This window comes from Rhodococcus sp. P4_C10 (assembly GCF_056402135.1).
Map to the genome: position 1 here is coordinate 40566 of NZ_JBFUHZ010000028.1, position 25782 is coordinate 66347.

22 protein-coding genes are annotated in these 25782 nt (G+C 71.1%); 9 read left to right on the forward strand and 13 right to left on the reverse strand.

The window, feature by feature from the left end; all coding sequences use genetic code 11:
• Nucleotides 1-63 precede the first annotated feature (63 nt).
• A complete protein-coding gene (locus AC1DWC_RS18360; RefSeq protein ID WP_477910284.1) occupies nt 64-714 on the reverse strand; it encodes a L,D-transpeptidase family protein in 651 nt (216 codons plus the stop codon).
• Between the two features lie 90 nt (nt 715-804).
• On the opposite strand from AC1DWC_RS18360, the gene AC1DWC_RS18365 reads away from it, so the two are divergent.
• Nucleotides 805-1230, forward strand: a complete 426-nt coding sequence (locus AC1DWC_RS18365; protein WP_477910286.1) for a limonene-1,2-epoxide hydrolase family protein — start codon at nt 805-807, stop codon at nt 1228-1230.
• 104 nt (nt 1231-1334) lie between these two features.
• The gene (locus AC1DWC_RS18370) at nt 1335-1769 is read left to right on the forward strand and encodes a carboxymuconolactone decarboxylase family protein (RefSeq protein WP_477910288.1); all 435 of its coding nucleotides are present in this window, start codon (nt 1335-1337) and stop codon (nt 1767-1769) included.
• Between the two features lie 58 nt (nt 1770-1827).
• Here the strand turns inward: AC1DWC_RS18370 and AC1DWC_RS18375 are convergent, their stop codons facing one another.
• From AC1DWC_RS18375 to glyA, 3 genes are all read right to left on the reverse strand, one after another.
• The gene (locus tag AC1DWC_RS18375) at nt 1828-3138 is read right to left on the reverse strand and encodes a PhoH family protein (RefSeq protein WP_477910290.1); all 1311 of its coding nucleotides are present in this window, start codon (nt 3136-3138) and stop codon (nt 1828-1830) included.
• 301 nt (nt 3139-3439) lie between these two features.
• Complete coding sequence (locus tag AC1DWC_RS18380) at nt 3440-7678, reverse strand: molybdopterin-dependent oxidoreductase (protein ID WP_477910292.1); 4239 nt, start codon at nt 7676-7678, stop codon at nt 3440-3442.
• 226 nt (nt 7679-7904) lie between these two features.
• Nucleotides 7905-9218, reverse strand: a complete 1314-nt coding sequence (glyA, locus tag AC1DWC_RS18385; RefSeq protein WP_477910294.1) for a serine hydroxymethyltransferase — start codon at nt 9216-9218, stop codon at nt 7905-7907.
• Nucleotides 9219-9409: 191 nt separating this feature from the next.
• On the opposite strand from glyA, the gene AC1DWC_RS18390 reads away from it, so the two are divergent.
• Nucleotides 9410-9883 carry a nuclear transport factor 2 family protein gene (locus tag AC1DWC_RS18390; RefSeq protein WP_477910296.1) on the forward strand — a complete coding sequence of 158 codons (474 nt, stop codon included), beginning with the start codon at nt 9410-9412 and terminating at the stop codon, nt 9881-9883.
• A gap of 3 nt (nt 9884-9886) precedes the next feature.
• Here AC1DWC_RS18390 and AC1DWC_RS18395 read toward each other — a convergent pair whose 3' ends face one another.
• Nucleotides 9887-11107 carry a DUF885 domain-containing protein gene (locus AC1DWC_RS18395; protein ID WP_477910298.1) on the reverse strand — a complete coding sequence of 407 codons (1221 nt, stop codon included), beginning with the start codon at nt 11105-11107 and terminating at the stop codon, nt 9887-9889.
• A 149-nt stretch (nt 11108-11256) separates the two neighbouring features.
• On the opposite strand from AC1DWC_RS18395, the gene coaA reads away from it, so the two are divergent.
• Complete coding sequence (gene coaA / locus AC1DWC_RS18400) at nt 11257-12189, forward strand: type I pantothenate kinase (protein ID WP_072846718.1); 933 nt, start codon at nt 11257-11259, stop codon at nt 12187-12189.
• Between the two features lie 70 nt (nt 12190-12259).
• Here coaA and AC1DWC_RS18405 read toward each other — a convergent pair whose 3' ends face one another.
• Nucleotides 12260-13027, reverse strand: a complete 768-nt coding sequence (locus AC1DWC_RS18405) for an isoprenyl transferase (protein ID WP_477910300.1) — start codon at nt 13025-13027, stop codon at nt 12260-12262.
• A gap of 174 nt (nt 13028-13201) precedes the next feature.
• Between AC1DWC_RS18405 and trhA the strand changes: the two genes are divergently transcribed.
• Nucleotides 13202-13867, forward strand: a complete 666-nt coding sequence (gene trhA, locus AC1DWC_RS18410) for a PAQR family membrane homeostasis protein TrhA (RefSeq protein WP_477841328.1) — start codon at nt 13202-13204, stop codon at nt 13865-13867.
• A 31-nt stretch (nt 13868-13898) separates the two neighbouring features.
• Here trhA and AC1DWC_RS18415 read toward each other — a convergent pair whose 3' ends face one another.
• Genes AC1DWC_RS18415 through mca form a run of 3 tightly spaced genes read right to left on the reverse strand, consistent with a single transcriptional unit; the run spans nt 13899 to nt 17134 of the window.
• Nucleotides 13899-15917, reverse strand: coding sequence for a thioredoxin domain-containing protein (locus AC1DWC_RS18415; protein WP_477910302.1), 2019 nt, complete (start codon nt 15915-15917; stop codon nt 13899-13901).
• Nucleotides 15918-16241 (reverse strand): hypothetical protein, encoded by a 324-nt coding sequence (locus tag AC1DWC_RS18420; RefSeq protein WP_477841324.1) that lies wholly within the window; start codon nt 16239-16241, stop codon nt 15918-15920.
• Nucleotides 16238-17134, reverse strand: a complete 897-nt coding sequence (mca, locus tag AC1DWC_RS18425) for a mycothiol conjugate amidase Mca (protein ID WP_477910304.1) — start codon at nt 17132-17134, stop codon at nt 16238-16240. The genes AC1DWC_RS18420 and mca overlap by 4 nt, the downstream gene beginning before the upstream one ends.
• Before the next feature lie 208 nt (nt 17135-17342).
• On the opposite strand from mca, the gene AC1DWC_RS18430 reads away from it, so the two are divergent.
• A complete protein-coding gene (locus tag AC1DWC_RS18430; protein WP_072846724.1) occupies nt 17343-17768 on the forward strand; it encodes a DUF4307 domain-containing protein in 426 nt (141 codons plus the stop codon).
• A gap of 249 nt (nt 17769-18017) precedes the next feature.
• Nucleotides 18018-18512, forward strand: a complete 495-nt coding sequence (gene greA / locus AC1DWC_RS18435; protein ID WP_072846725.1) for a transcription elongation factor GreA — start codon at nt 18018-18020, stop codon at nt 18510-18512.
• 138 nt (nt 18513-18650) lie between these two features.
• Here greA and AC1DWC_RS18440 read toward each other — a convergent pair whose 3' ends face one another.
• Together AC1DWC_RS18440 and AC1DWC_RS18445 are read right to left on the reverse strand one after the other, a co-directional pair.
• Nucleotides 18651-20588 (reverse strand): SEC-C domain-containing protein, encoded by a 1938-nt coding sequence (locus AC1DWC_RS18440; RefSeq protein ID WP_477910306.1) that lies wholly within the window; start codon nt 20586-20588, stop codon nt 18651-18653.
• A gap of 58 nt (nt 20589-20646) precedes the next feature.
• Complete coding sequence (locus tag AC1DWC_RS18445; RefSeq protein WP_477910308.1) at nt 20647-21975, reverse strand: C40 family peptidase; 1329 nt, start codon at nt 21973-21975, stop codon at nt 20647-20649.
• Nucleotides 21976-22187: 212 nt separating this feature from the next.
• Between AC1DWC_RS18445 and AC1DWC_RS18450 the strand changes: the two genes are divergently transcribed.
• Together AC1DWC_RS18450 and AC1DWC_RS18455 are read left to right on the forward strand one after the other, a co-directional pair.
• Nucleotides 22188-22490 carry a hypothetical protein gene (locus tag AC1DWC_RS18450; protein ID WP_477841315.1) on the forward strand — a complete coding sequence of 101 codons (303 nt, stop codon included), beginning with the start codon at nt 22188-22190 and terminating at the stop codon, nt 22488-22490.
• Nucleotides 22487-23275, forward strand: a complete 789-nt coding sequence (locus AC1DWC_RS18455; RefSeq protein ID WP_477910309.1) for an FAD:protein FMN transferase — start codon at nt 22487-22489, stop codon at nt 23273-23275. Before AC1DWC_RS18450 ends, AC1DWC_RS18455 begins: the two co-directional genes overlap by 4 nt.
• Before the next feature lie 4 nt (nt 23276-23279).
• Here the strand turns inward: AC1DWC_RS18455 and ilvA are convergent, their stop codons facing one another.
• Together ilvA and AC1DWC_RS18465 are read right to left on the reverse strand one after the other, a co-directional pair.
• Nucleotides 23280-24500, reverse strand: a complete 1221-nt coding sequence (ilvA, locus tag AC1DWC_RS18460; RefSeq protein WP_477910311.1) for a threonine ammonia-lyase — start codon at nt 24498-24500, stop codon at nt 23280-23282.
• An 81-nt stretch (nt 24501-24581) separates the two neighbouring features.
• The gene (locus AC1DWC_RS18465; RefSeq protein WP_477910313.1) at nt 24582-25724 is read right to left on the reverse strand and encodes a cystathionine gamma-synthase; all 1143 of its coding nucleotides are present in this window, start codon (nt 25722-25724) and stop codon (nt 24582-24584) included.
• Nucleotides 25725-25782: the final 58 nt, after the last annotated feature.

Genomic DNA, 25782 nt, shown 5'->3' on the forward strand with positions numbered 1-25782 from the left:
CGTACCGCGACGGACTTCGCGTCCGCCGGCGGGGTGGACCGGTCACCAGCCACGAGAGTCTCCTCACGCCGTGATCGCGATGACCGCGCCGGGCCGCAGCCAGCGGATCAGCCACACCAGCGGGGCCTCGTCGACGGCGACACAGCCCTCGGTGGGCTGGCCGTTGGCCACGTGCAGGAAGAACGCGCCGCCCCCGCCCGGCCGCCGCTCCGCGTTGACGCCCATCACCACCGCGTAGCGGTAGGCCGGGATCGCGAGCTGCTCGCTCTGCGACTCGTCGAAGCCGCAACTGCCGGGTGGGCACACCTGGTGGGTGTTGTAGGTCGGACTCTGCTGGTCGCCGTCCCACCAGTCGTCCGGGCCCACCACCCGGTAGGGCAGCCCGCCGCCCGGGGAAGGCTGGGTGCCGAACGCCGCGTCGAGGCTGAACACGCCCTCCGGAGTGGCCGGCACGCCGTCCGCCGCCTCCGCCGCGAAACCGGCGGCCCCCACCTCCGCGGGAATCGCCGGCGAGATCCGGTGCCAGCCCAGCGGGGAGCGCTGCCAGGCCTCGACGGTGGTACCCGCACCCGAGCCGCGGACGGCGATCACCTGGTTCGCGGAGCCGACCGCCTGGTCGAACCACGGACCCTGCGCGACCGCGTGTGGCGCACACAGCAGGGCGAGCAACGTCGCGACGACAACCGAGAGGACCGCGCTACCCGCTCTCCGCATCAGGACATAGTGACGTGAGTCACAGGCCCCGTCAACCCCGATAGGCTCTACCTGCCCCGACCGGGCCCGGCACCGTCCCCAGGAGCACCCGTGGATCCCACCGCATCGACCGACCGTCGCGACGCCGCCGTGGCGACGGTGACCGAGTTCTTCGCCGCACTCGACGCGCTCGACGTCCCTCGTGCCGGTACGTTTCTCACCCCGGACGTGGTGTGGCGGAACACGACGCTGCCCACCCTCCGGGGGCTGCCGACGGTCACCCGGGCGCTGCGGGCCGCGGCCCGGCCACGGTGCCGGTTCGAGGCCGTCGTGCACCACATCGCCAGCGACGGCGACGCGGTGCTCGTCGAGCGGACGGACACGCTGACACTCGGCCCGCTGCGTTCGACCTTCTGGGTGTGCGGCACCTTCGAGATGCGCGACGGGAAGATCGCCGTGTGGCGGGACTACTTCAGTTGGCGCAACGTCCTTCTCGGCGCCGTGACCGGCACGCTCCGGTATGCGCGCGGCCGGTAGCGGCCCCTCCCGGCGGCCCCGGGCCACGGACGCTCCACGGGTACGATTCCGGGTGCGGCGCCCGCGACGGTGCCGCCGGACTACCCACGGAAAGACCAGGTCAAATGAGCAATCAGGACGACACCTCCATCTCCCCCGCCTCCCCCGCATTCGACGCCGGGCTCGCGGTCCGCACCGAGGTCATGGGTGCGGACTTCGTGGACGCGGCCTTCGAGCGCACCCGGGGAACGGACAGCGAGGCACTTCAGGAGTTCGTCACCGCGAACGTGTGGGGATCGGTCTGGACGCGCCCCGGCCTCGACCGCCGCAGTCGCAGCCTGATCAACCTGGGCATGCTGATCGCCCTGCGGGCGGAGAACGAACTGCGTGGCCACGTCCGCGGCGCGCTGCGAAACGGGTTGACCCGCACCGAGATCGTCGAAACGGTGATCCACGCCAGCGCCTACTGCGGGGCACCGGCCGGACTGGCCGCGATGCGCGTCGTGCAGGAGGTCCTGACCGCGGAACTCGGACCGCTGGAGCCGTCGACCGAGTCCTGACCCGGACGCCCGGTGCCGCATCGGCCTGACCGATGCGGCGCCGGGCCGGGCGCCCCGGTCAGGCGGTGGGGCCGAACTCCTCGAGCATCTCCGTCACCAGCGCCGCGATCGGCGAACGCTCGCTGCGGGTGAGCGTGACATGCGCGAACAGCGGGTGCCCCTTGAGCTTCTCGATCACCGCGGCGACCCCGTCGTGCCGGCCGACGCGCAGGTTGTCCCGCTGCGCGACGTCGTGGGTCAGGACCACCCGTGACCCGCTGCCCAGCCGGGAGAGCACGGTCAGCAGCACGTTGCGCTCGAGGGACTGCGCCTCGTCCACGATGACGAAGGAGTCGTGCAGGGACCGACCGCGAATGTGGGTGAGCGGCAGGACCTCCAGCATGCCGCGGGCGATCACCTCGTCCATCACCTCCGGGCTGGCGAGGCCGTCGAGGGTGTCGAAGACCGCCTGCGCCCACGGCCCCATCTTCTCGCTCTCGCTGCCCGGCAGGTAGCCCAGTTCCTGCCCGCCGACCGCGTACAACGGGCGGAACACCACCACCTTGCGATGCGACCGGCGTTCGAGCACCGCCTCCAGTCCCGCCGTCAACGCCAGCGCCGACTTCCCGGTGCCCGCCTTGCCGCCGAGGGAGATGATGCCGATGCTCTCGTCCAGCAGCAGGTCCAGGGCGATCCGCTGTTCGGCCGAGCGCCCGTGCAGCCCGAACGCCTCGCGCTCGCCCCGCACCAGCTGCACGCGCTTGTCCGGGGTGACCCGACCGAGGGCGCTGGAGCGGCCGCCGATCAGCCGGATCCCGGTGTGGCAGGGCAGGTCCCGCGCGTCGTCCAGGTCGACGACGCCCTCGCCGAACAACTCGTCGATGCGCGCCGAGTCGACCTCGAGCTCCGCCATGCCCGTCCACCCGGACGCCACCACGTCGTGGGCGTGGTACTCGTCGGCCGGCAGGCCCACCGCGCCCGCCTTGACCCGGAGCGGGATGTCCTTGCTCACCAGCACCACGTCCCGGCCCTCGGCGGCCAGGTTGAGGGCGCAGGCCAGGATCCGGGAGTCGTTCGAGTCGGTCCGGAACCCGACCGGCAGCACGGCCGGGTCGGTGTGGTTCAACTCGACCTGCAGCGTTCCGTCCTCGGTGCCGATCGGCACCGGCCGGTCCAGTCTCCCGTACTCGATCCGCAGGTCGTCGAGCATCCGAAGTGATTCTCGCGCAAACCATCCGAGCTCGTGGTGGTGGCGCTTGCCCTCGAGCTCGCTGATCACCACCAGCGGCAGCACCACTTCGTGCTCGGCGAATCGCGTGACAGCCCAGGGATCCGAGAGCAGGACTGAGGTGTCGAGGACGTAGGTGCGGACGGAGCGGGATTCGGTCACGGTGGCTCCTCGACCTGCGCGGCACCCGCGCAAGCGGCGTTCGCTGGGCCGTTCGGTCCGGGTGGGACTTACGTCCCACAGGGGCCGGGCGCCGGCCCCTTCGCCCTGAACAAGTCAGTCACGATTCGAACCTCCCGGACGGGTGGCTTCTGCACCACCCGTTGACCTGAACGCTACGACGGCGGGCCACGCACCTGTCGGACCAACACGATGAACGTTGTGTAAACGTCGGGTGGGACGTAACCGCCGAGACCTGCGCCGGCGGGCCACCGTCTCGTCCACGGCAGTTCGATCCGGTGGGTCAGTAGACGTCCCGCACGTACCGCTTCTCCGCGGCGAGGGCCTTGACGTACGCCTCGGCGCTGCGCGGGGCGAGCCTGCCGTACTGCGCGACGATGCCGTTGAGCGCGACGTCCACGTCCTTGGCCATCCTGGCCGCGTCTCCACAGACGTAGAAGTGGGCGCCGTTCTGCAGCCAGTCCCACAGCAGCGCCCCACGTTCGCGCATCCGGTCCTGGACGTAGACCTTCGCGGACTGGTCGCGGGAGAACGCGACGTCGAGTTCGGTGAGGAACCCGTCCCTGCGTAGCTCCTCGATCTCTTCGCGGTAGTAGAAGTCGGTCGCGGCGTGTTGCTCGCCGAAGAACAGCCAGTTCGGTCCGGTGTGTCCCAATGCTCGTCGCTCGTGCAGGAACGCACGGAAGGGGGCGATGCCGGTGCCCGGCCCGACCATGATCATCGGGGTCTCGGAGTCGGCCGGGGGACGGAAGTGACTGGACTTCTGCACGTAGATTCCGATGTCGTCGCGGTCGGCGTAGTCGGCGAGGTACGTCGAGCACACCCCTCGCCGCGGGACGCCCGCGACGTTGTACCGAACGGCGGAGACCGTCAGCTGCACCTCGCGGGGGCTTGCCTTCGGGCTGGAGGAGATCGAGTACAGCCGCGGCTGAAGGGGTTTCAGGACGGTGAGCCACTCGTCGACGGAGGCGCGAATCGAAGACTGGCCGAGCACGTCGACGGACTGGCGCCCCCACGACCAGTCCTTGAGAGCGGACTTGTTCTCCGGCTTCATCAGTTCCGCAAGGTCCGCGTCTGCGGTGCGCTGTTGCACGAACCGGAGCAGGTCGCCGGTCAGGCGGGTGATCTCCAGGCGTTCGACGAGGGCAGTGCGCAGCGTCATCGCACCGTGCTCGGCGAGTTCGACGGCGGCATCCCCGTCGAGCCCGGTGACCGCGAGCCATTCGTCGACGAACGGACTGCTGTTGCGGGGCCAGACCCCGAGTGCGTCGCCGGCCTCGTAGCTGACGGTGCCCGGCGGTAGGTGAAAGCCGAACTGCCGCACGTCCTTCGTCGACCCGGGCCGGTTGAGGACCACGTTGCGCGTCAGGGAGGTGACCAGCGGCGACTTCTTGCTGTACTGGCGCGTTTCGCTGGGTGCCGTCACCGTGCGGACGCTCACCTCGGTCCTGGAATCGACCTCGCCGGCACCGCGATCCGCCCCTCCGCCGATCGATGCCGGCGGGTTCTGCAGTGCGACCGCCACCGCGTCCAGCCACCCGGCGGCGGACTCTTCGTAGTCGGGTTCGCAGTCGACGCGGCCGACGATGCGGGTGGCGCCGAGCTCGGCGAGTCGGTCGTCGAGCTTTCGGCCGTGTCCGCAGAAGTCGTCGTAGTTGGAGTCACCGAAAGCGATGACGGCGTAGCGCATCTCGGTCAGGCGCGGCGCGGTGTCCGAGCTCAGGACGTCCCACAGGCCGCTGCCGTTGTCCGGCGGTTCGCCGTCGCCGGTGGTACTGGTGATCAGGAGCAGCTCGCGTGTCGTCGGCAGGTCGGCCGACGCGAACTCCTCCATGCCGTGCATCACCACGGGCAGGCCGGCCTCGCCGAGCCGGGCGACGCAGGAGGCGGCGAATTCTTCGGCCGTACCGGTCTGCGAGGCCCAGAGCACCACGATCGGGGCCCGCCCGGGAACGGGCACCTCGGCCGGAACCGTCCTCGGGGCGCCGGGGGACGGCTCGGGCCGTTCGCCCCCGGGGACCGGGGTGCGCGAGAACAGCCCGGCCAGGACACCGTCGACCCACATCCGTTTACCGGCATCGAACGGGGTGTTCGCGGGCAGGGTCGGCACGCCGGGGGTGCGACCCGCATCCGACCGCAGGGCCGCCAGGAGTCCGGCGAGGTAGAGCTTCTCCAACGGGTCGAACTCGACTGCCGGCGTATCGCTCTGGCCGAGGACGGCGGCGAGGACGTCGAGTCGCGACGAACCGCCGTCCGCGGCGGCGGGCGGCGCGGACGCGGCGGCGGGAGTTGTCTCCGGCGCATCGGCGGTCCCGGCGGGTGTGGCCTCGGGTGTGGACACGGCAACCTTGGTCAGGGTCACGGCACAGGCCTTGAACTCCGGCTGTTGCGAGGCGGGATCGACAGCGTCGTTGGTGACCGCGTTGATGGACAGGTACTCGCCGAAGGAGTCGTTCCAGTGGAACGGCGCGAAGCAGTTCCCGGGACGCACCCGATCGGTGACCCGGGCCGGCAACACCGCGCGTCCGCGACGCGAGGACACCTCGATCGCGTCCTTGTCGGTGACACCGAGGCGGGCGGCGTCGTCGGGGTGGATTTCGATGAACGGCCCCGGATTGAGTTTGTTGAGCTTGGCCACCTTGCCGGTCTTGGTCATGGTGTGCCACTGGTGCGCGAGGCGACCGGTGTTGAGCAGGAACGGGTAGTCGTCGTCGGGCATCTCGGCGGGCGGCAGGTGCGGCCGGGCGAAGAACATCGCGCGGCCACTGGCGGTGGGGAACGCGAGTCGCGGCGCGGCGCCGTCCTCCCTGACGAGAAGCCGCTGGCTCACGCCGTCGTTGAGGTACCGGATGGGGTGGCGGTCCTGATCGCTGTCGGGTGGGCACGGCCACTGGACCGGGCTCTCGCGAAGGCGCTCGTAGGTGATCCCCCGCAGGTCGTAGCCGGTCTTGGGGTTCCAGAACTGCTTGATCTCCTCGAACACCTCCTCCGCGCAGGTGTAGGTGAACGCGTCCGCGTAGCCCATCTCGCAGGCGATCCGGGCGATGATCTGCCAGTCCGGCAGCGCCTGCCCGACCGGGTCCAGGGCCTGCTGGAACAGGGTCAGGTTGCGTTCGGAGTTGATCATCACCCCGTCGGACTCGGTCCACAGCGCCGCCGGGAGCAGCACGTCGGCGTACTCGTTGGTCTCGGTGCCGAGGAACGCGTCCTGGGTGACGACGAGTTCGGCCTTCTCGAGTCCGTCGAGGACGGTCTTGCGGTTGGCCACCGTCGCAACGGGATTGGTGCAGATGATCCAGCAGGCCTTGATCTCGCCGGCGGCCATCCGGGAGAACATGTCGATCGTCCCGCCGCCGATGTCGGTGCGCAGCGATCCGCGGGGGATTCCCCACCGGTCCTCGACGAACGCGCGGTCGTCGTCGAACATCACCGCACGCTGGCCGGGCAGACCCGGTCCCATGTAACCCATTTCGCGCCCGCCCATGGCGTTCGGCTGGCCGGTCAGGGAGAACGGGCCACTGCCGGGCCGGCAGATCGCACCGGTGGCGAGGTGCAGGTTGCAGATCGCGTTGGTGTTCCAGGTCCCGTGCGTGCTCTGGTTCAAACCCATTGTCCAGCAGCTCATCCAGTTGCCGGCCTCACCGATCCACTGCGCGGCGGTGCGGATGTCCGCCGCCGGGATTCCGGTGATCTCACTGACCTTGTCCGGGGTGAACTCCTCGAGGAAGCTGGGCATCACCTCCCAGCCCTCGGTGAAGTCGTCGATGAACTCCGGATCGGTGTGACCGTTCTCGACGAGCAGATGCAGGAGTCCGTTGAGCAGCGCGAGGTCGGCGCCCGGCGCAACCTGCAGGAACAGGTCGGCCTTGTCCGCGGTGGCGCTGCGCCGGGGGTCGACGACGATCAGCTTCGCTCCGGCCTTGACCCGATCCATCATCCGCAGGAACAAGATCGGGTGGCAGTCGGCCATGTTGGCGCCGGTCACGAAGAAGACGTCGGCGTGCTCGAAGTCCTGGTACGAGCCGGGCGGCCCGTCGGCGCCGAGGGACTGCTTGTACCCGGTGCCGGCGCTGGCCATGCACAGGCGCGAGTTCGACTCGATCTGATTGGTGCCGATGAAACCCTTGGCCAGTTTGTTCGACAGGTACTGGGCCTCGAGAGACATCTGCCCCGACACGTACAGGGCCACCGCATCGGGGCCGTGCTCGTCGACGATCGCCCGCAACCGCTGCGCAGTGCCGGTGATGACGGCGTCCATGTCTGCCGCCTCGAGCGACTGTCCCCGGGCCGGCCGCAGATACGGCGACTCCATGCGGCCCGGTCCGGCCAGCATGTCCGCGGTCGTGGCGCCCTTGGTGCACAGTCGCCCGAAATTCGTGGGGTGGGACGCGAGGCCCGACGATTTCGCGGCCCTCCGGCGTCCCGTCTCCGGGTCGGTGACGATGTCGAGGACCAGGCCACACCCGACGCCGCAGTACGCGCAGAGTGTGTCGACACTGGTGCCGTCGCGGCGAGCGCCCATAGTCCGTGCATCCCTTCGGCCGCGGATCAAGGTCGCCACCGATCATCGGGCCCGGATGTTTCGGGACGTCACACCCGGTGTTGCGTATCGGTCAACACTTGCACTCCGTGGACGGGAGTCGACTGTGCGGTTGCCGTGACCTCGACGTGCACGTCTGCGACCAGAACGGCGGCGGCCCGCACCCCCTCGTCGGGAGTGCGGGCCGCCGCGCGAGCCGTCGGTGACGTCAGACGTTCTTGGAGAGCAGTCCCCAGCCCTCGAGTCCGTCGTACAGCGGGAAGTCGAGTGCCAGCTTCGAGACCCGGGCCCGCAGGGCCGGGACGTCGGCGGCGGAGCCGGCGGCCAGCGCGGTGCCGATGATGTCGGCGACCTCGGTGAACTCGGCGTCGCCGAAGCCGCGGGTGGCCAGCGCGGGGGTGCCGATGCGCAGGCCCGACGGGTTCATCGGCGGGCGCGGGTCGAACGGCACGGCGTTGCGGTTGACGGTGATGCCGATCTCGTGCAGGAGGTCCTCGCCCTGCTGGCCGTCGAGCTGCGAGTGGCGCAGGTCCACCAGCACCAGGTGCACGTCGGTGCCGCCGGTCAGCACGGAGATGCCGTTGCCCGCGACGTCGGCGCCGGTGAGGCGCTCGGCGAGGATCTTCGAGCCGGCGATGGTGCGGGCCTGACGGTCCTTGAACTCGTCGGTGGCGGCGATCTTCATCGCGACGGCCTTCGCGGCGATCGCGTGCATCAGCGGCCCGCCCTGCTGGCCCGGGAAGACCGCGGAGTTGAGCTTCTTGGCCCATTCCTTCTTCGCGAGGATCATGCCGGAGCGGGGTCCGCCGAGGGTCTTGTGCACGGTGGTGGAGACGACGTCGGCGTGCGGCACCGGCGACGGGTGCAGACCCGCGGCGACCAGGCCGGCGAAGTGCGCCATGTCGACCCACAGCTTGGCGCCGATCTCGTCGGCGATCGAACGGAACGCCGCGAAGTCGAGGTGGCGCGGGTACGCGGACCAGCCGGCGATGAGCACCTGCGGACGCTCGGCCAGCGCGGTCTCGCGCACCTGGTCCATGTCGACGACGTGGGTGTCCTCGCGGACGCCGTAGGACGCCACCTCGTACAGCTTGCCGGAGAAGTTCAGCTTCATGCCGTGGGTGAGGTGCCCGCCGTGCGCGAGGTCCATGCCCATCAGCTTCTCGCCCGGGTTCATCAGCGCCATCAGCACCGCGGCGTTGGCCTGCGCGCCTGCGTGCGGCTGCACGTTGGCGAACTCGGCGCCGAAGACGGCCTTGGCACGCTCACGCGCGAGGTTCTCCACGACGTCGACGTGCTCGCAGCCGCCGTAGTAGCGGCGGCCCGGGTAGCCCTCGGCGTACTTGTTGGTGAGCACGCTGCCCTGCGCCTGCAGGACCGCGCGCGGCACGAAGTTCTCCGAGGCGATCATCTCGAGGGTGTCGCGCTGACGGGCCAGCTCGCCGTTCATCGCCGCGGCGACCTCGGGGTCGAGTTCGGCGAGCGAAGCGTTGTTGACGTCGGTGCTGGGCACAGCGGTCATCGAAGATTCTCCAAGGGAAGCCGGGCAGGGGCGCTTCCAGTCTAGAACCGTGCGAACAGCACGAACCCCCGGGTCCTACCCCAGTTCGGTCCCGGTGATCGAGATCACAGCGACGAGGGCCCCGCGCGGCCGGGTTAGCGTGCCCACCGGGCCGCCCGGCCCGAGCCCGCCGCGACCGCCCAGGAGCGCCCATGACCACAGCCGAGACGACGTTCGAGGACCTGCTCGCCGAACGCGCGATCCTCCGATCCCTGACGCGGATCGCCCGGGCCATGGACGAGCGCGCCTGGGCCGCGCTGGACGACCTCGTGCTCGCGGACGCGACCGCGAACCTCGGCACCGGCGAGCTGACCGGCCTCGCCGACATCGTCGCGAGCATCCGCTCGTTCCTCGACGAGTGCGGCCCCACCCAGCACCTGCTCGGCAACGTCCTCGTCGAGGTCAGCGGGGAGACCGCGACCAGCCGGGCGTACGTCAGCGACATGCACGTCGGCGCGGGCGACCGCTCGCACCTGACGTTCTGCACCCTCGGCGACTACCACGACGAGTGGGTCCGGCGCGGCGGTGAATGGCTGCTGAGCAGGCGGGTGAAGGTCAGCCGCGCGCACACCGGATCGTTCGAGGTCCTCGGACCCGGTCCGGCCGGTTGGGCACCGCGCGGCTGAGCGTCAGCGCAGCGCGGACGGGATCAGCGGCTCGTCGAGCAGTCGCCGGAACAGCTCCGACCGCTCGTCCGCGTCCGCGCCCCGGTCCAGCCAGGACTCGAGCAGCCGGTAGCCCTCCACGTAGGTGGAGGTGTAGGCGCGCCACAGCGGCGAGGACAGGAACCGCAGCGACTGCCGGGCCCGGTCCGGCGTGGTGAGCGTCCAGCGCTGCAGGAACTGGGCGACCTCGTCGTGGTCACGGCCGCGGTCGTGCAGCAGCAGGGCCGCGTCCTGCCTGACCCCGAGCAACTTGCCCGACGCCGCCGAGAGCGCCTCCGCCCGCTCGCCGTCGAAGCGCAGCCCCAGGTCCGCGTAGATCTCCTGCGCCCACAGCCCCCAGCCGGCACCACCGGTGCCCCCGACGATCGACTTCAGCGCCAGGTCCGCCAGCCCCTCCGCCATCAGGCACTGCGGGGTGTTCACGAGGAACAGGGTCTGCTCCTGCTGCCCGGCGGCCACCAGCCCGGCCTCCTTGCGGCAGTGCTCGGTGTGGTGGCCGGGGTACGACTCGTGCGCGATCAGGTGCGGCAGGTTCGCCATGTGCTGCTTGAGGTCGGAGTTGATCGCGACCCGGGACCGGTAGTCCCCCAGGTAGTAGTTGAATCCCGACCACGGCTTGTCCCCGACCACCTCGTACTCGACGCGCTCGGTCTCCGGCAGCGGGTAGCGGTCGCGGACCCGGTCGCGCAGCGCGCTGGAGAAGGCCTCGACGCACTCGGCCAGCCGCTCCGGCGGGATCTCGTCGGCGGACCGGTGTGCCTGCAGCCGTTCGGCCAGCGACCGCGTCGGGTCCGCCGCGCCGCCGCCGGCGAGCACCTCGTCCATCGCCCGGTGCGCGTCCCGGTAGTCCTCCTCCGACCCCGGCTCGATGCGGACGTCGAAGTAGGCGTGCACCTCGTCGACGAAGCCGATGTCCTCGCCGGCGAACTTGCGGCCGGAGCACTCGAGCGCGCGCAGGTGGACGTCGAGGAAGGCCGCGCGGTCCGCGGTCAGGTCCACGTCGGGCAGCTCGGCGCGCAGTTCCGCGGCCCGCCGGACCAGGTCCCTCGGCAGCGGCGCCGGCGCGTCCGCCACCTGACGACGCAGCGCCGGGTCGCCGGTGTAGGCGTCGACGAAACCCTCCTCCAGCCGGTCGAAACCGAGCCCCAGCAGCAGGTATTCGCGGACGAACGCAACGGGATCCATGTGGACCGAGGGTAGTGCGCAGCCCGGCCGGCGCGGCGGCGGACTCGCGGCCGGACCTCGGGGCTGAGCGCGCAATCCGGACCCGCCGCAGCCGGCCGGTGTGGGAACGCGCACAATTCGACCATGCAGACCGAGCGCGAGGTGAGCGCATGGCCAAGGTGAGCGAGTCCAGCCCGTACGTCGAATTCGACCGTAAACAGTGGCGGACCCTGCGTAAGTCCACCCCGCTGGTGCTCACGGAGGAGGAGCTCCTCGGCCTGCGCGGTCTGGGCGAGCAGATCGACCTCGACGAGGTCGCCGAGGTGTACCTGCCGCTCTCACGTCTGATCCACCTGCAGGTGGCGGCCCGGCAGCGGCTGTTCGCGGCCACCGCCACCTTCCTCGGCGAGAAGCACCCCGACCGCCAGGTCCCCTTCGTGATCGGCGTGGCGGGCAGTGTCGCGGTCGGCAAGTCGACCACCGCCCGCGTGCTGCAGGCACTGCTGGCCCGCTGGGACCACCACCCGCGGGTGGACCTGGTGACCACCGACGGATTCCTCTACTCGACCGCGGAGCTGACCCGGCGGGGCATCATGCACCGCAAGGGTTTTCCCGAGAGCTACGACCGCCGCAAGCTGCTGCGTTTCGTCACCGAGGTCAAGTCGGGCGCGGAAGAGGTTGCGGCGCCGGTGTACTCACACCGGTCGTACGACGTGCTGGCCGGCCAGTACCACCTCATCCGGCAGCCCGACATCCTGATCATCGAGGGCCTCAACGTGCTGCAGACCGGCCCGCGGCTGATGGTCTCGGACCTGTTCGACTTCTCCATCTACGTCGACGCGCGGATCGAGGACATCGAACGCTGGTACGTCAAACGCTTTCTGGCGCTGCGCAAGACGTCGTTCGCCGACCCGAACGCACACTTCCACCACTACTCCGGACTGTCCGACGAGCACGCGACGGTGGCCGCGGAGGAGATCTGGAACTCCACCAACCGCCCGAACCTGGTGGAGAACATCCTGCCGACCCGGCCGCGCGCGACGCTGGTGCTCCGCAAGGACGCCGACCACTCGATCAACCGGCTCCGCCTGCGCAAGCTGTAGGCGACCGCGTCGCCCGTGCGCCTTTCTGGCGGCGCCCGCTACCAGAAGGGCGCACGGGACGCGGGGCGGCCTACGCGCCGAAGCGCCGGTGCCGGGCTGCGTAGTCGCGCAGGGCCCGCAGGAAGTCGACGCGGCGGAACTCCGGCCAGTACGCCTCGGTGAACCAGATCTCGGAGTACGCGCTCTGCCACAGCAGGAAGCCCGAGAGCCGCTGCTCCCCCGACGTCCGGATCACCAGGTCCGGGTCGGGCTGGCCGGAGGTGTACAGGTGACCGTCGATGCCCTCGACGCTCATCGCCTTGACCAGGTCGTCGCCGGTCAGGCCCTCGCGGAGCTTCTCGCTCAGCAGCGACTGCACCGCGTCGGCGATCTCCTGGCGGCCGCCGTAGCCGACCGCGACGTTCACGTGGCAGCCGGTGCCGCCCTGGGTGCCATCGGCCGCCTCGCGCAGCCGGCGCGCCTGCGCGTCGGGCAGCAGGTCGAGCGTGCCGACGATCTTGACGCTCCAGTTGTGCGCGGGGCCCGAGATCTCCTCGACCACGTCGGTGATGATCTCGAGCAGCGTGTCCAGCTCTTCGGGCTCGCGGCGCAGGTTCTCGGTGGAGAGCAGGTAGATGGTGGCCATCTCGATGCCGGCCTCGTCGCACCACTGCAGCAGTTGCGCGATCTTGAGCGCACCCATCCGGTGACCGTGCGCGACGTCGGTGAAACCGTTCTCCCGCGCCCATCGGCGGTTGCCGTCGCACATCACCGCGACGTGCCGCGGCGTGCGAAGGCCCTCGAGTTTTCGGGTCAGCCGTCGCTCGTAGATGCTGTACAGCAGGTTCGGCACCTTCACCTGGACATCACCACGAGAGGTCACATTACGCCGCGCGCACCGGCGCCTCGCGCGGGCCGCCGCATTCCGCCGGCGACGGCCTCCCCGGCTGTCCGCGGGGCCGGTACAGTGACCACCGAACCCGAACCTACGGTACCGTAGGTTCGGCCGTCGTCACGATCACGGGAGCGCGACATGACCGCACTTGACCAGGCCCCCACTCCGGTGAAACCGCGACTGCGCGGCTGGATTCACCTGTGGGCATTCGGGGTCGCCGTCATCGCGGGCGCCGTCCTGGTGGCCGGTGCCGCCGGCGTCTCGGCCCGCGCCGGATTCGCCACCGCCATCTATGCGGCGACGGTGTGCGGCGTGTTCGGCGTCAGCGCCACGTACCACCGCGTGCACTGGCCGACGGTCCGCGCGCGGATCTGGATGAAGCGCGCCGACCACTCGATGATCTTCCTGTTCATCGCGGGCAGCTACACCCCGTTCGCGATGCTCGGGCTGCCGCCGGAGACCGGCCGCACCCTGCTGACCGTGGTCTGGGCCGGCGCGCTCGCCGGGGTGGCCCTGAAGATGCTGTGGCCCACGGCCCCGCGCTGGGTCGGTGTCCCGCTGTACCTGATCCTCGGCTGGGCGATCGTGCCCGTCGCGGGCGAGCTGGCCGGTCAGGTCGGCTGGGCGCCGCTGATCCTGCTCGCCGTCGGCGGGGTCCTCTACAGCGTCGGCGCCGTGCTGTACGCGACGAAATGGCCCAACCCGTGGCCGGCGACCTTCGGCCATCACGAGTTCTTCCACGCCGGCACGGTGGTCGCCGCGCTCTGCCACTACGTCGCGGTGTGGCTGGTCGTGTTCGGCTGACCCGCGAACGCCGGGCCACAGCCGTCACGGACTACCTGCCCAGCGCGGCCCGCAGCTCCTCGACCCCGGTCACCGGCCGGTCGCAGACCGACCCCCGGCAGACGTACGCCGCGGGGGCCCCGTCGACGAGCGGGCGGTCCGCCAGCAGCGGAACCGAGTCCGGCGCACCGCCGACCACGACCGCGCCTCCGGGCGCGGCGCGGCGGGCCGCGTCCAACAACCCGGCCTCGGCACCGTCCGTCGCCACCGCGACCTGGATCGGGCCGCGCACCGACGCCTCCGCCACCGCCAGCCAGTGCCCCGCCGACCGCGCCGACCGGGCCAGCAGCGGCGCGCCCCGGTCCAGGGTGGCGGCGACCGCGGCGGCGTACCGCGGCGAGCGCTCCGGGTCCGACAGCGACGCCGCCAGCTGCAGCGCCTCCGCCATCGACGAGGCCCCGGACGGGGTCGCGCCGTCGAACGGGTCCCGCGGCCGGGTGATCAGCCGTTCGGCGTCGTCGGCGGTGTCGAACCAGCAGCCCGGCTCGGCCGGGTCCGCGAAGTGCGTGATCGCCAGGTCCACCAGTTCCTGGGCGCGGGTGAGCCACTCGGCCTCGCCCGTCGCCTGGTGCAGGGCGAGCAGCCCGGTGGCCAGGCAGGCGTGGTCGTCGAGCACCCCGGCGGCCTCCCCGACGTGTCCGCCCAGCGAGGCCCGGCGCAGCCGGCCGTCCACCAGGTGTGCGTCGAGCAGGTACCGCGCGCAGTCCGCGGCGGCGTCCACCCAGTCCGGGCGGCCGAATCCCGCACCGGCCTCGGCCAGCGCGGTGATCGCGAGCCCGTTCCAGGCGGTGACCACCTTGTCGTCGCGGGCGGGCTGCGGCCGACGCGCGCGGGCCTCGAAGAGCTTCGCCCGCACCGTCGCCCACCGCGACCAGTCCTCGGGATCGGCGGGCAGCTGCAGCACCGAGGTGCCGGCCTCGAAGGTGCCCGCGGAACTCACCGCGAGCAGCCCTGCCGCCCAGACGCCGTCCTCGAAGCCCAGCACCGCGGCCAGCTCGTCGGGGGTCCACGCATAGGTCAGGCCCTCGACGCCCTCGGTGTCGGCGTCGAGCGCGGACGCGAAAGCGCCCCTGTCCGTGGACAGGTCACGCATCAGGAACCCGGCGGTCTCCTCGGCCACCCGGACCGCGAGCGCCGAGCCGGTGCGACGGCCCAGGTGCGCGTACAGCCGCAGCAGCTGCGCGTTGTCGTAGAGCATCTTCTCGAAGTGCGGAACCACCCAGTCGGCGTCCACGGCGTACCGGGCGAAGCCGCCGCCGAGCTGGTCGTAGATGCCGCCGCGGGCCATCGCCTCCGCGGTCCGCGCAACGGCGGCCAGCGGGGCCCCGTCCCCGGTCCGCTCGTACCCGCGCAGCAGCCCCTCCAGCAGCGCGGTGGGCGGGAACTTCGGGGCGCCGCCGAAGCCGCCGCGGGCGACGTCCTCGTCGCGCAGCGCGGCGGCGGCCGCGGCGTCGAGCAGGGCCGCGTCCACCGGTAGCTGACCCCCGGGGACGCCGGCCGAATTGGCCTGCAGCTCAGCGGAGATCTGCGCGGACGCGCGCTGCACGTCGCCGCGGCGGGAGTGCCAGGTGTCGCTGATCGCCTCGAGCAGCTGGCCGAACGAGGGCATCCCGCCGCGCGGCGCGGGCGGGTAGTAGGTACCGCAGTAGAACGGCTCGGCGTCGGGGGTCAGGAAGCAGGTCATCGGCCACCCGCCCTGGCCGGTCATCGCGACCGTCGCGTTCATGTAGACCGCGTCGAGGTCCGGCCGCTCCTCGCGGTCGACCTTGACGCAGACGAAGTTCGCGTTCATGACCGCGGCGGTCGCCTCGTCCTCGAACGACTCGTGCGCCATCACGTGGCACCAGTGACAGGCCGCGTAGCCGATCGACAACAGGATCGGCACGTCCCGTTCGCGCGCCCAGGCCAGCGCCTCCGGCCCCCACTGCTGCCAGTGCACCGGGTTGTCGGCATGTTGCCGCAGGTAGGGGCTGGTGGCCCCGCCGAGGGCGTTGCGGTCCTGGGCGTTCATCTAGCCGGGCGTCTGCGTCGGCGGTTCGGTCTTCTTCTTGCCGGTCTCCGGCGCGTCCACCTCGGGGTCCTTCGCCTCCGGAGCCTTCGCGGCGCCGCGGTCGGTGCCCTCGTCGGCGGCCTGGTCAGCCTCCGGGTGTTCCGGCTCGAAGGTGTCCGGCAGCTTCTTGAGCTGGCGGTTCATCGAGCGAATCAGCAGCGCGGTGCCGGCCAGCAGCACCAGGATGAGGATCAGGCCGAACGGCGATGCCTTGCCGTACTCGGGTCCGGTGGGGGTTCCGGGGGTCTGCGCCAGCCAGTCGACTGCCGCGCTTGCCAAGATCACTTCTTCTCCTCGTGGTGCCCGCCACCGACATGGTCGATGCCGGCGAACAGGTCGGTTTCCGGAATGGCCGTACGCACGCGGGTCTTCGCGAGCTCGAACTCCTCCGTCGGCCAGATCTTCTGCTGGATGTCCAGCGGCACGGCGAAGAACGACCCGTTCGGGTCGATCTGGGTGGCGTGTGCGCGCAGGGCGTCGTCGCGCTGCGGGAAGTGGTCACCGCAGGTGATCTGGGTGGTCACCCGGGCCATCAGGTCGCCCTGCTCGGTCTTCCACTTCTTGAGCCACTCCGCCATCGGGAACTCTTCGCTGCGACGGTCGTACTCCTCCTGGAACAGCTGCAGGCGCTTGCGGATGAAGCCGTGTGAGTAGTAGAGCTTCGAGATCTCCCACGGCTCGCCCGCGTCGGGGAACTGCTCCGGGTCCGCGGCGGCGTCGTATGCCGCCATCGAGACCTCGTGGCAGCGGATGTGGTCGGGGTGCGGGTACCCGCCGTTCTCGTCGTACGTCGTCATGACGTGCGGACGGAACTCGCGGATGACACGCACCAGCGCCTCGGTCGGCTCCTCCAGAGGGACCAACGCGAAGCAGCCCTCGGGCAGCGGCGGCAGCGGGTCGCCCTCGGGCAGTCCGGAGTCCATGAAGCCCAGCCAGGTCTGCTGCACGCCGAGGATTCGGGCCGCCTCGGCCATCTCCTCCTTGCGCACCTCGGTGATCCGGTTCCGGACCCCGGGGACGTCCATCGCGGGGTTGAGGATGTCTCCTCGCTCGCCGCCGGTCAGGGTGACCACCAGCACGTCGTTGCCCTCGGCCGAATACCGGGCCATCGTCGCGGCACCCTTGCTGGACTCGTCGTCGGGATGGGCGTGCACGGCCATGAGACGCAATCCGCTCACAGTGTTCCTTCACCTCAGCTTCGCCTGTCGGCCACAGTGGGCCCTGCCGGACGGTTCGGCGGACCGCGCCACCGGCACGCCGTTGTCCTTCCCCTATAGTTCCACCCGATACCTCCGACGTCAGCCGTGGCCCTGCCCAGCCGCCGGAAGATGGTGCGCCCCGCCGGGCGACGCAGCTCGCCCGGACCGCTGTACGAGAGCTGAGCCGATGACCGAGAACCTGCCCGCCGACCGCTACCCGACCCCCCAGCGCAGCCTGCGCGGGTCCCGGATCCTCGCGGTCGTGCTGAGTATCGGCGTCATTGCCCTCGGCGTCGCGCTCGCGTTCCTCGGCTACAACAAGTTCGACAACAAGGACGTCGAAGCGCAGGTCATCTCCTACGACATCGTCAACGAGTCCACCATCGGGGTCCGGTTCACCGTCACCCGCGAGGTGCCGTCCGACCCCGCTGTGTGCATCGTGAGGGCCCGCTCCCAGGACGGCTCGGAGACCGGCCGCCGCGAGGTGTACGTCTCTCCGTCGGAGAGCGGCACCGTCGAGATCACCCTGCCCATCCGAACCTCGCAGCGACCGGCGATCGCGGAGATCTACGGCTGCGGCAACGAGACCCCCGGATACCTCACCGCCGGCTGACCGGCGACTCGCACCGGAACTCGACCTCCGTCTGCAAAAACCCCGTACGTGCTAGAATTCGCAGGTACACGGTTCCTGACTGGAACCGTGTATTGCTGCATTGGCGGCAGGGTGTACTGCTCACATGACTGAGCCAACCGGGGGATCACACTTTCCGGGGGACCGCGCGCGCTGCCACCGACGACCGCTGGAGTTCAGCGGTCAGCCCGGGGGGCCCGCCAGGGTTCCGACTACGAGGAGTGATCGAGCATGACCGAGACCCAGGTGACCTGGTTGACCCAGGATTCCCACGACAGGCTCAAGAGCGAACTCGACCAGCTCATTGCCAACCGTCCGGTCATTGCGGCCGAGATCAACGAGCGTCGCGAAGAGGGCGACCTCAAGGAGAACGGTGGCTACCACGCCGCGCGCGAGGAGCAGGGTCAGCAGGAGGCCCGGATTCGTCAGCTGCAGGACCTGCTGAACAACGCCAAGGTCGGCGAGGCGCCCACCCAGTCCGGCGTGGCGCTGCCCGGTTCCGTGGTGAAGGTCTACTACGACGGCGACGACACCGACACCGAGACGTTCCTGATTGCCACTCGTGAAGAGGGTGTTCGGAACAACGAGCTCGAGGTCTACTCCCCCAACTCCCCGCTCGGCGCGGCGCTGCTCAACGCGACCGTCGGCGACACCCGGGAGTACACGCTGCCGAACAACAAGACCATGAAGGTCACGCTGGTCAGCGCGGAGCCCTACCACGCCTGACGCGCGTCTGCTTCTTTCACAACCCCGGTTCGAGCTTCGGCTCGGGCCGGGGTTTTGTGTTGTGCCGGCCGGCGCCCGGCGCCGTCCCGCTCCCACGGTGGGACCGGGACGCGCGGGGCGGGCGGCGGGACCGGGCGGTCAGCTCGACGCGAAGTGCCGGCCCAGGAATTCGACCAGCTGATCCGGCTCCACGTCGTCCGCGGCGAGCAGGTCGAGCAGCTCGTCGCGCGCATCCGGGTCGACGGGTTCCATCCCGCCGAGGGCCCGCATCGACTCCCCGGTGGGCAGCACGCGGGCGCACAGCAGCGCCCCGACGTCGAAGCTGCGGCTGCCCCACTCGTCGGTGACCTCGACCGGGTCACCGCCGCGCAGGTCCTGCAGGGTCAACGACTCACCGGGCGCCGTCGCCAGCACCTCGTACACCGATCGCACGGTGCCCAGCCACTGGCGGGCCAGCTCGAGTTCCCCGGCCGGCAGCAGTTCGCCCCGGCGCTCGACGAACAGCTCGAACACGCCGGCCTCGAACAACGTGACGTCGACGGCCAGGCCGCCCTCGAGCGCGCGGGGCAGGGCATCCTCGTCGGACCAGTAGCCGGCCCGGATCTCGGCGAGGCTGTAGAGCAGGTCGAACAGTTCCGGTGTCCGGGCGAAGAGCTGCGCCTTGGTGTACAGCCAGGTCGCGTGGTCGTCGGCCGTCAGCTCCGACCGGCCGAGGTGGCACGACTTGTACTTGCGGCCGGACCCGCACCAGCACCGGTCGTTGCGACCGAGGTCGGGATGCTCGGCGGCCTGGTACCGCTGCAGCACCTCGTGCAGCGCCTCCGACTCCCCGCCCTCGATGCGCCCGAGCAGCGACTGCGCCCGGGTCGCGTCGCCCGCGTCCGCGGCGAGCAGCGCGAGGTCGAAGATCGCGGGCACCCAGTCCGGGTCCCGGTCCAGTGCGCTCTCGTAGTGCGCCACCGCCGCCGAGACGTCGCCGAGCCGGTCCGCGGCCTTGGCCGCGATCCAGTGCGCCGACGCCTTCGCCCGCCGCGGCGCGTGTTCGAGCAGCGCCACCGCGACGACGTGCAGGGCCGCGGTCCGGTCGTCCTCGGGCCCCGCCGCGAGGTCGAGCGCGGCGGCCGCGCTAACCGGGTCCGCGAGGCCGGCGTAGGCCTCGGGCGACGCGGCCACCCGCTCCAGCGCCAACGCCATCGGGTCCTCGCCGTGCTCGGTCGCCTCGGCGACCTCGCGCACGAGGTAGGCGAAGTCCACCACCGCGCCGGCCTCCTCGGCGTGCAGTTCGTGCTCGCGCGCGATGATCCCGACCCGCGTGGCCCGGTGGAAGGCGTCGAAGTCGAACCCGCGGATCGCGAGGTAGTCGCTCTCCCAGGTGTAGCCGGCGGCCTCGATCAGCTCGGTGAGCGGCGCGACCGGCATGGTGAACAGTGCCGGGTCGTCGGCCATCAGCTGCCACAGGACCGAGTCCGACGGCTCCGCGCTGCCCTCGGCGATGATGTCGCCCAGTCGGTCCGCGAGTTCCGGAGCCTCCTCGGTCCGGTCGACGCGGACCAGCCGCAGCTCTCCGCCCGCCAACCCGAGCCCGATCAGGTCGCCGGCGGCGTACCCGTACAACGCGTCGGGCTGCAGCAGCAGCCGTTCCAGCTCCGGGGCGTCCGTGTCGAGTCGTCCCCGCTCCGCGAACACCTCGGCGTCGAAGTCGGGGAAGACCACGCTGAACTCTTCGTCGGCGTCCGGACCGCCCGGCGCGACGAGCGCGGTCAGCGGCGTCAGGTCCGGGACGATGTCGAGGATGCCCGACGCGATCTCCGCCTCGGACATCCGATGGGTGAGCACCCGCCCCTCGAGCGCCGTGTCGAGCGCCGCGTAGCGACCGTCGGTGAGGTAGCCGAGCCCGGGTGCGTCGAGGTAGGCGATGAGTTCGGCCAACTCGTCGGCCGGCCCGTGCCCCGCCTCGGCCAGCAGGTTCGCCCAGTCCTCCGTGGACTGCGGGCCCCGCTCACGCAACAGTGCCATCGCGGCATCGGCGAAGCCGTCGTCGAAGAGGTCGTCGCGGGCATCGCTCGAATCGGTCACCCGACGATCGTATGCGACCCCATCTTCCCCGCCGAAACGCCGAAGCGCCGCCGCCGCCTCACAGGATGCGGCGGACCTTCATCCCGTCGAACACCGGGCCCACCTTGACCACGTCGCCGGTCTGCGGTGCGTGCACCATCTGCCCGTTGCCCATGTAGATCGCCACGTGTCCGGGCCCGCCCGACTGCCAGTTGCCGAACAGCAGGTCGCCCGGCCGGGCGGCCTCCAACGGGATCTCGACGCCGATGTTCCACTGCGTCTCGGAGGTACGGGGCAGCGTGAGCTTGTCGCCGGTCGCCGCGTACACCGCGTACGAGGTGAGGCCGGAGCAGTCGAAGCCGCCGCCGGACGGGCCGTTGACGTTGCCGCCGCCCCACACGTACGGCAGCCCGATGAACCGCAGCGCGGCCTCGACGACCTTGCTGCCGATGCTGCCGTCGGAGTTGCCGAAGAAGGGCGCGAGGAGCATCGCGAACTGGGCCTCGGTGGCCCGGATCTTCTTCACGTACGGCTTGGTCTGGTTCTCGTAGTCCGGGAGACCCGACGGCATGCCCGCCGACCGGCGGACCGCACCCACGCCGGCGTTGTAGCCGGCAATGGTCAGGTCCAGCGTGTCGCCCTGGACCAGGCCCTGCTTCTTCCAGCCGTCGATCTCGCCGTACATGTCGCACAGCAGGTGGCCGGACGCCATCACCGAGTCCGCGACGCCGAGGACGTCCACCTTGCCGTCGCCGTCCGCGTCCTTGCCGTACTTCGCCCAGGTACCCGGCATGAACTGACCGGGACCCTTCGCGCCGTCCCGCGAGACCGGCGCGGTGGGACCGAACCGGAAGCCGTTCTCCGCGTTGTACAGGGCGGCGAGGGTCGGCGCCTTGACGCCGTCGCAGATCTGGCCGGCCTTCTGCAGCCAGGGCACGAACACCGCGATGGCCCCGATCGGCGCGAGCGACACCCCGGGGAAGGCCGCGGGCAGCGACGACACCGCACGGGAGAGGTCGCCGGCGAACGGGATGTCCGCCAACGCCGGCGGGGTCTCGTAGCGCGGCGCGGCCACGGCGGGCGCCGGCACGGGCGGTAGCTGCGCCGCGGGCGGGGCGGCCGGTTCGACCGCGGCGGCCGGCGGCTCCGGCGGCAGGTACGGACGCGCCGCGTCCGAGGCGGCGGCGGCCGCGTCCGAGACCGTCTGCCGCGCCTGTCCCTGCACCTGCTCGGGCAGCATCTCGATCGCGTCGTCCAACTGCTTGGACGCGGCGGGCGACGCCGCCTCGACCGATTGAATCACTTGCGCTACTTGGTCTTTGACCGGAAGTGGAATGTCTGCACCCTGTACGAGTCCGCCCAGAGCGGTCGCAACAGCCACGATGACCGCGGCGGGATCAACCGGCATTCGCAACTCCAAACTGCTTCGAGGTCCAATTGCGTACAACGGTAAGACTTGGGACGTCACTGCGGAGCAATTTCGTCACCTTGCCTAACGTTTTGCCCACCATTCGCTGATGTGCTCCCAGTATCGAGACATTTCGGCGCCGTGTTACCTGTTCCGGCAATTGCCAGCCAAAGTTCAGACAGTTCTCAGGAACGAGGCGGAGGCTGGAGTTCGTGAGCGTCACCCCGTCAGCACCACAACCCGTCCCCGGCCGTCCCGTCGACCACCAGAGCGTCGAATCGGCCAACCACCCTCACCGGCCCTCCCGGGTACGACGCGCGATCGCGGCGTCCGGAGTGGTCGGGGCCCTGGGCCTCGGGTCGCTCGGTGTCGGTTCGCTGGCCGCCGCGCCCCTCGCCCTCGGCGCCGCAGCCGTCGCCGGGCAGTCGGTCTCCGCGTCCCGGGTCCTCGCGCCGGCCGCTCCGGTGGTCCGCGCCGGCACCGGACGCTTCGACGTCATCTCTGGCGGGTCGTGACCGCCGTCGTGGACAAGGCCACCAAGAGCTGGTCCATGTGGGGCGTACGTGCGACGGTGGTGGTCGCCGACCCCGCCCTCCTCGATTCCGCATGGCACCTGGTGCGCGGGCACCTCGCCGGCGCCGACGTCGTCGCCAACGGGATCCGCGAGGACTCCGAGCTGGCAGCACTCAACAATGCGGCAGGTCGGCCCGTGCGCGTGAGTGCCGCACTGGCGCAACAGGTTCGGCGGGCACTCGAGGCCGCCGAGCTCACCGACGGCGCCCTCGACCCCGTCGTCGACGCGCCGCGGCCGCGCGCCTGGCGGTCGGTCGTGGTGCACGACGGCGAGGTCACCCTGCCGGCCGGCATCGCCCTCGACCTGACCGCGACGTCACGCCCCGTCACCGCGGACCGCTGCGCGGAGGAGGTCGCGACCCTGCTCGGCTGCGGGGTCCTGGTCGGTCTCGGCGGCGACGTGTCCACCGCCGGACCGCAACCGGACCCCGGCTGGCAGATCAAGGTCGAGGACCTGCCCGGCGACCCGTCCTGCCAGGTGTCGATCCCGTCCGGGTACGGCCTGGCCACCGCGAGCACCGTCTCCCCGTTGCACCCGCACCCCGACGAACCGCCCCGCTGGCGGACCGTCACGGTGGTCGCCGAGTCCGCGTTCCGCGCGGCGGCGGTGGGCAGGGCCGCGGTGCGGATGGGCGACGGCGCGACCGCCTGGGTCCGGCAACTGCAGTTGCCCGCGCGCCTGGTGGACCGGGACCGCCACGTCACCCGCCTCGGCGGCTGGCCGTGACCTCTCAGTCCTGGACCCGCACCGCGTAGCCCGCGGCATCGAGCGCGGCCAGCACCTGGGCGCGGTGGTCGGGGCCGCGGGTCTCCACGGTGAGCAGCACCTCCACCTCGTCGAGGTCCAGCGCGGCGCCGGTGCGCGAGTGCCACACGTCGACGACGCTCGCACCGGACGCGCCGACCTTCTCCAACAGTGCGGCCAGTCCACCGGGCCGGTCCGGGATCCGTACCCGCACAGCGAGGTACCGCCCGGCCGCACCGAGGCCGTGGGTGAGCACATGCGTCAACAGCAGCGGGTCGATGTTGCCGCCGGAGAGCACCGCGCACACCGGACCGTCCGCCGCGAGCAGCCCGGACTGCGCGGTGAGCAGCGCCGCCACCGCGGCGGCACCGGCCGGTTCGACGACCAGCTTGGCCCGTTCCATGCACAGCAGCAGCGCCCGCGAGAGCGCGTCCTCACCGACCGTCACCACCTCGTCGACGAGCGCCGCGACGTGCGCGAACGGCACCGCCCCCGGCAGGCCCACCGCGATACCGTCGGCGACGGTCGACAACGACTGCGCGGCAAGCGGTCTGCCCGCCGCCAGCGAACCCGGCCAGGACGCCGCCTGCGCCGCCTGCACGCCGACGACCCGAATCTCCGGGCGGACGGCCTTCACCGCGGCCGCGATGCCGGCGAGCAGTCCCCCGCCGCCGGTCGGCACCAGGATCGTGCCGACGTCGGGCACCTGGTCGAGGATCTCCACACCGACCGTGGCCTGGCCGGCCACCACGTCGGGGTGGTCGAAGGGGTGGATGAGGATCGCGCCGGTCCGCTCGGCGTGGTCGCGGGCCGCCACCAGCGCCTCGTCGACGGTCTCGCCTCGCAGGTGCACCGTCGCGCCGTAGGCCCGGGTCGCGACGAGCTTCGGCAGCGACGCCCCGACCGGCATGAACACGGTCGCCTCAACGCCCAGCAGGCCCGCCGCCCAGGCCACCCCCTGCGCATGGTTGCCGGCGCTGGCCGCCACCACCCCGCGGGCCCGTTGCGCCGGGCTCAGGTTGGCCATCCGGCAGTAGGCGCCACGGGGCTTGAACGATCCTGTGTGCTGCAGGTTCTCGCACTTGAGCAGGACCTCATGACCCGCCCGCTCGGACAGCGCCCGGGACCGCAGCATCGGGGTCCGTCGTACCACCGGCCGCAGCAGCTCCGCCGCCTCCGCGATCTGCTCCCGCGTCACCAGCTCCATCACGCCACCCTAGGGCGGCGCCGCCGCTCGTGCGCGCTCAACGGGTCTGTGGACCCGTAAACCGCGCACGAGCGCCGAGCGCTAGCGAAGCGCCTGTTCCACGTCCGCGAGCAGGTCCGCGGCGTCCTCGATGCCGACGGACAGGCGCACCAGGTCGTCCGGCACCTCCAGGGCCGAACCGGCGGTCGACGCGTGCGTCATCGCGCCGGGGTGCTCGATCAGCGACTCGACGCCGCCGAGAGACTCGGCGAGCGTGAAGATCTCGGTGCGCGAGCAGAAGTCGAGCGCCGCCTGCTTGCCCCCGGCGAGCCGGACCGAGATCATGCCGCCGAACCGGCGCATCTGCTTGTCGGCGACCTTGTGGCCGGGGTGCGACTCGAGGCCCGGGTAGATGACCTGGGAGACGGCGGCGTGCCCGGCGAGCAGCTCGACCACCCGCTCGGCGTTGTCGCAGTGCCGGTCCATCCGCAGCGCGAGGGTCTTGATGCCGCGCATGGTCAGGAACGCGTCGAACGGTCCGGGCACCGCACCCGCCCCGTTCTGCAGGAAGGCGAACTTGGTGTCGAGTTCCTCGTCGTCGGTGACGAGCGCGCCGCCCACCACGTCGGAGTGCCCGCCGATGTACTTGGTGGTCGAGTGCAGCGCGATGTCCGCACCCAGGCTCAACGGCTGCTGCAGGTACGGGGACGCAAAGGTGTTGTCCACCACCAGCTTCGCACCGCCCTCGTGCGCGATCGCGGCGATGGCCTCGATGTCGCCGATGTTGAGGAGCGGGTTGGTCGGGGTCTCGACCCACACCAGCTTGGTGTTCGGCCGGATCGCCGCGCGGACCGCGTCGACGTCGGACACCGCGGCGGGGGTGTACTCGATCCCCCACTCGGTGAACACCTTGTCGATCAGCCGGAAGGTTCCGCCGTACGCGTCGTTCGGGATCACCAGGTGATCGCCCGGCCGCAGCACCGACCGCAGCAGGCAGTCGGTGGCGGCCATGCCGGAGGCGAACGCGCGGCCGTAGGCGCCGGACTCGAGCGCCGCCAGGTTGGCCTCGAGCGGGCGACGGGTCGGGTTGCCGGTGCGCGCGTACTCGAACCCGTTGCGCATGCCGCCCACGCCGTCCTGGGCGAAGGTGGAACTCGCGTAGATCGGCACGTTCACCGCACCGGTCTGCGGGTCCGGCTCGTAGCCGGCGTGGATGGCCTTTGTGGAGAATCCCTGCTCGCTCATGCCGACCAGCCTAGCCAGCGGGCCGAGGGACCGGGCGACCAGAAGGGCCGCCCGGTCC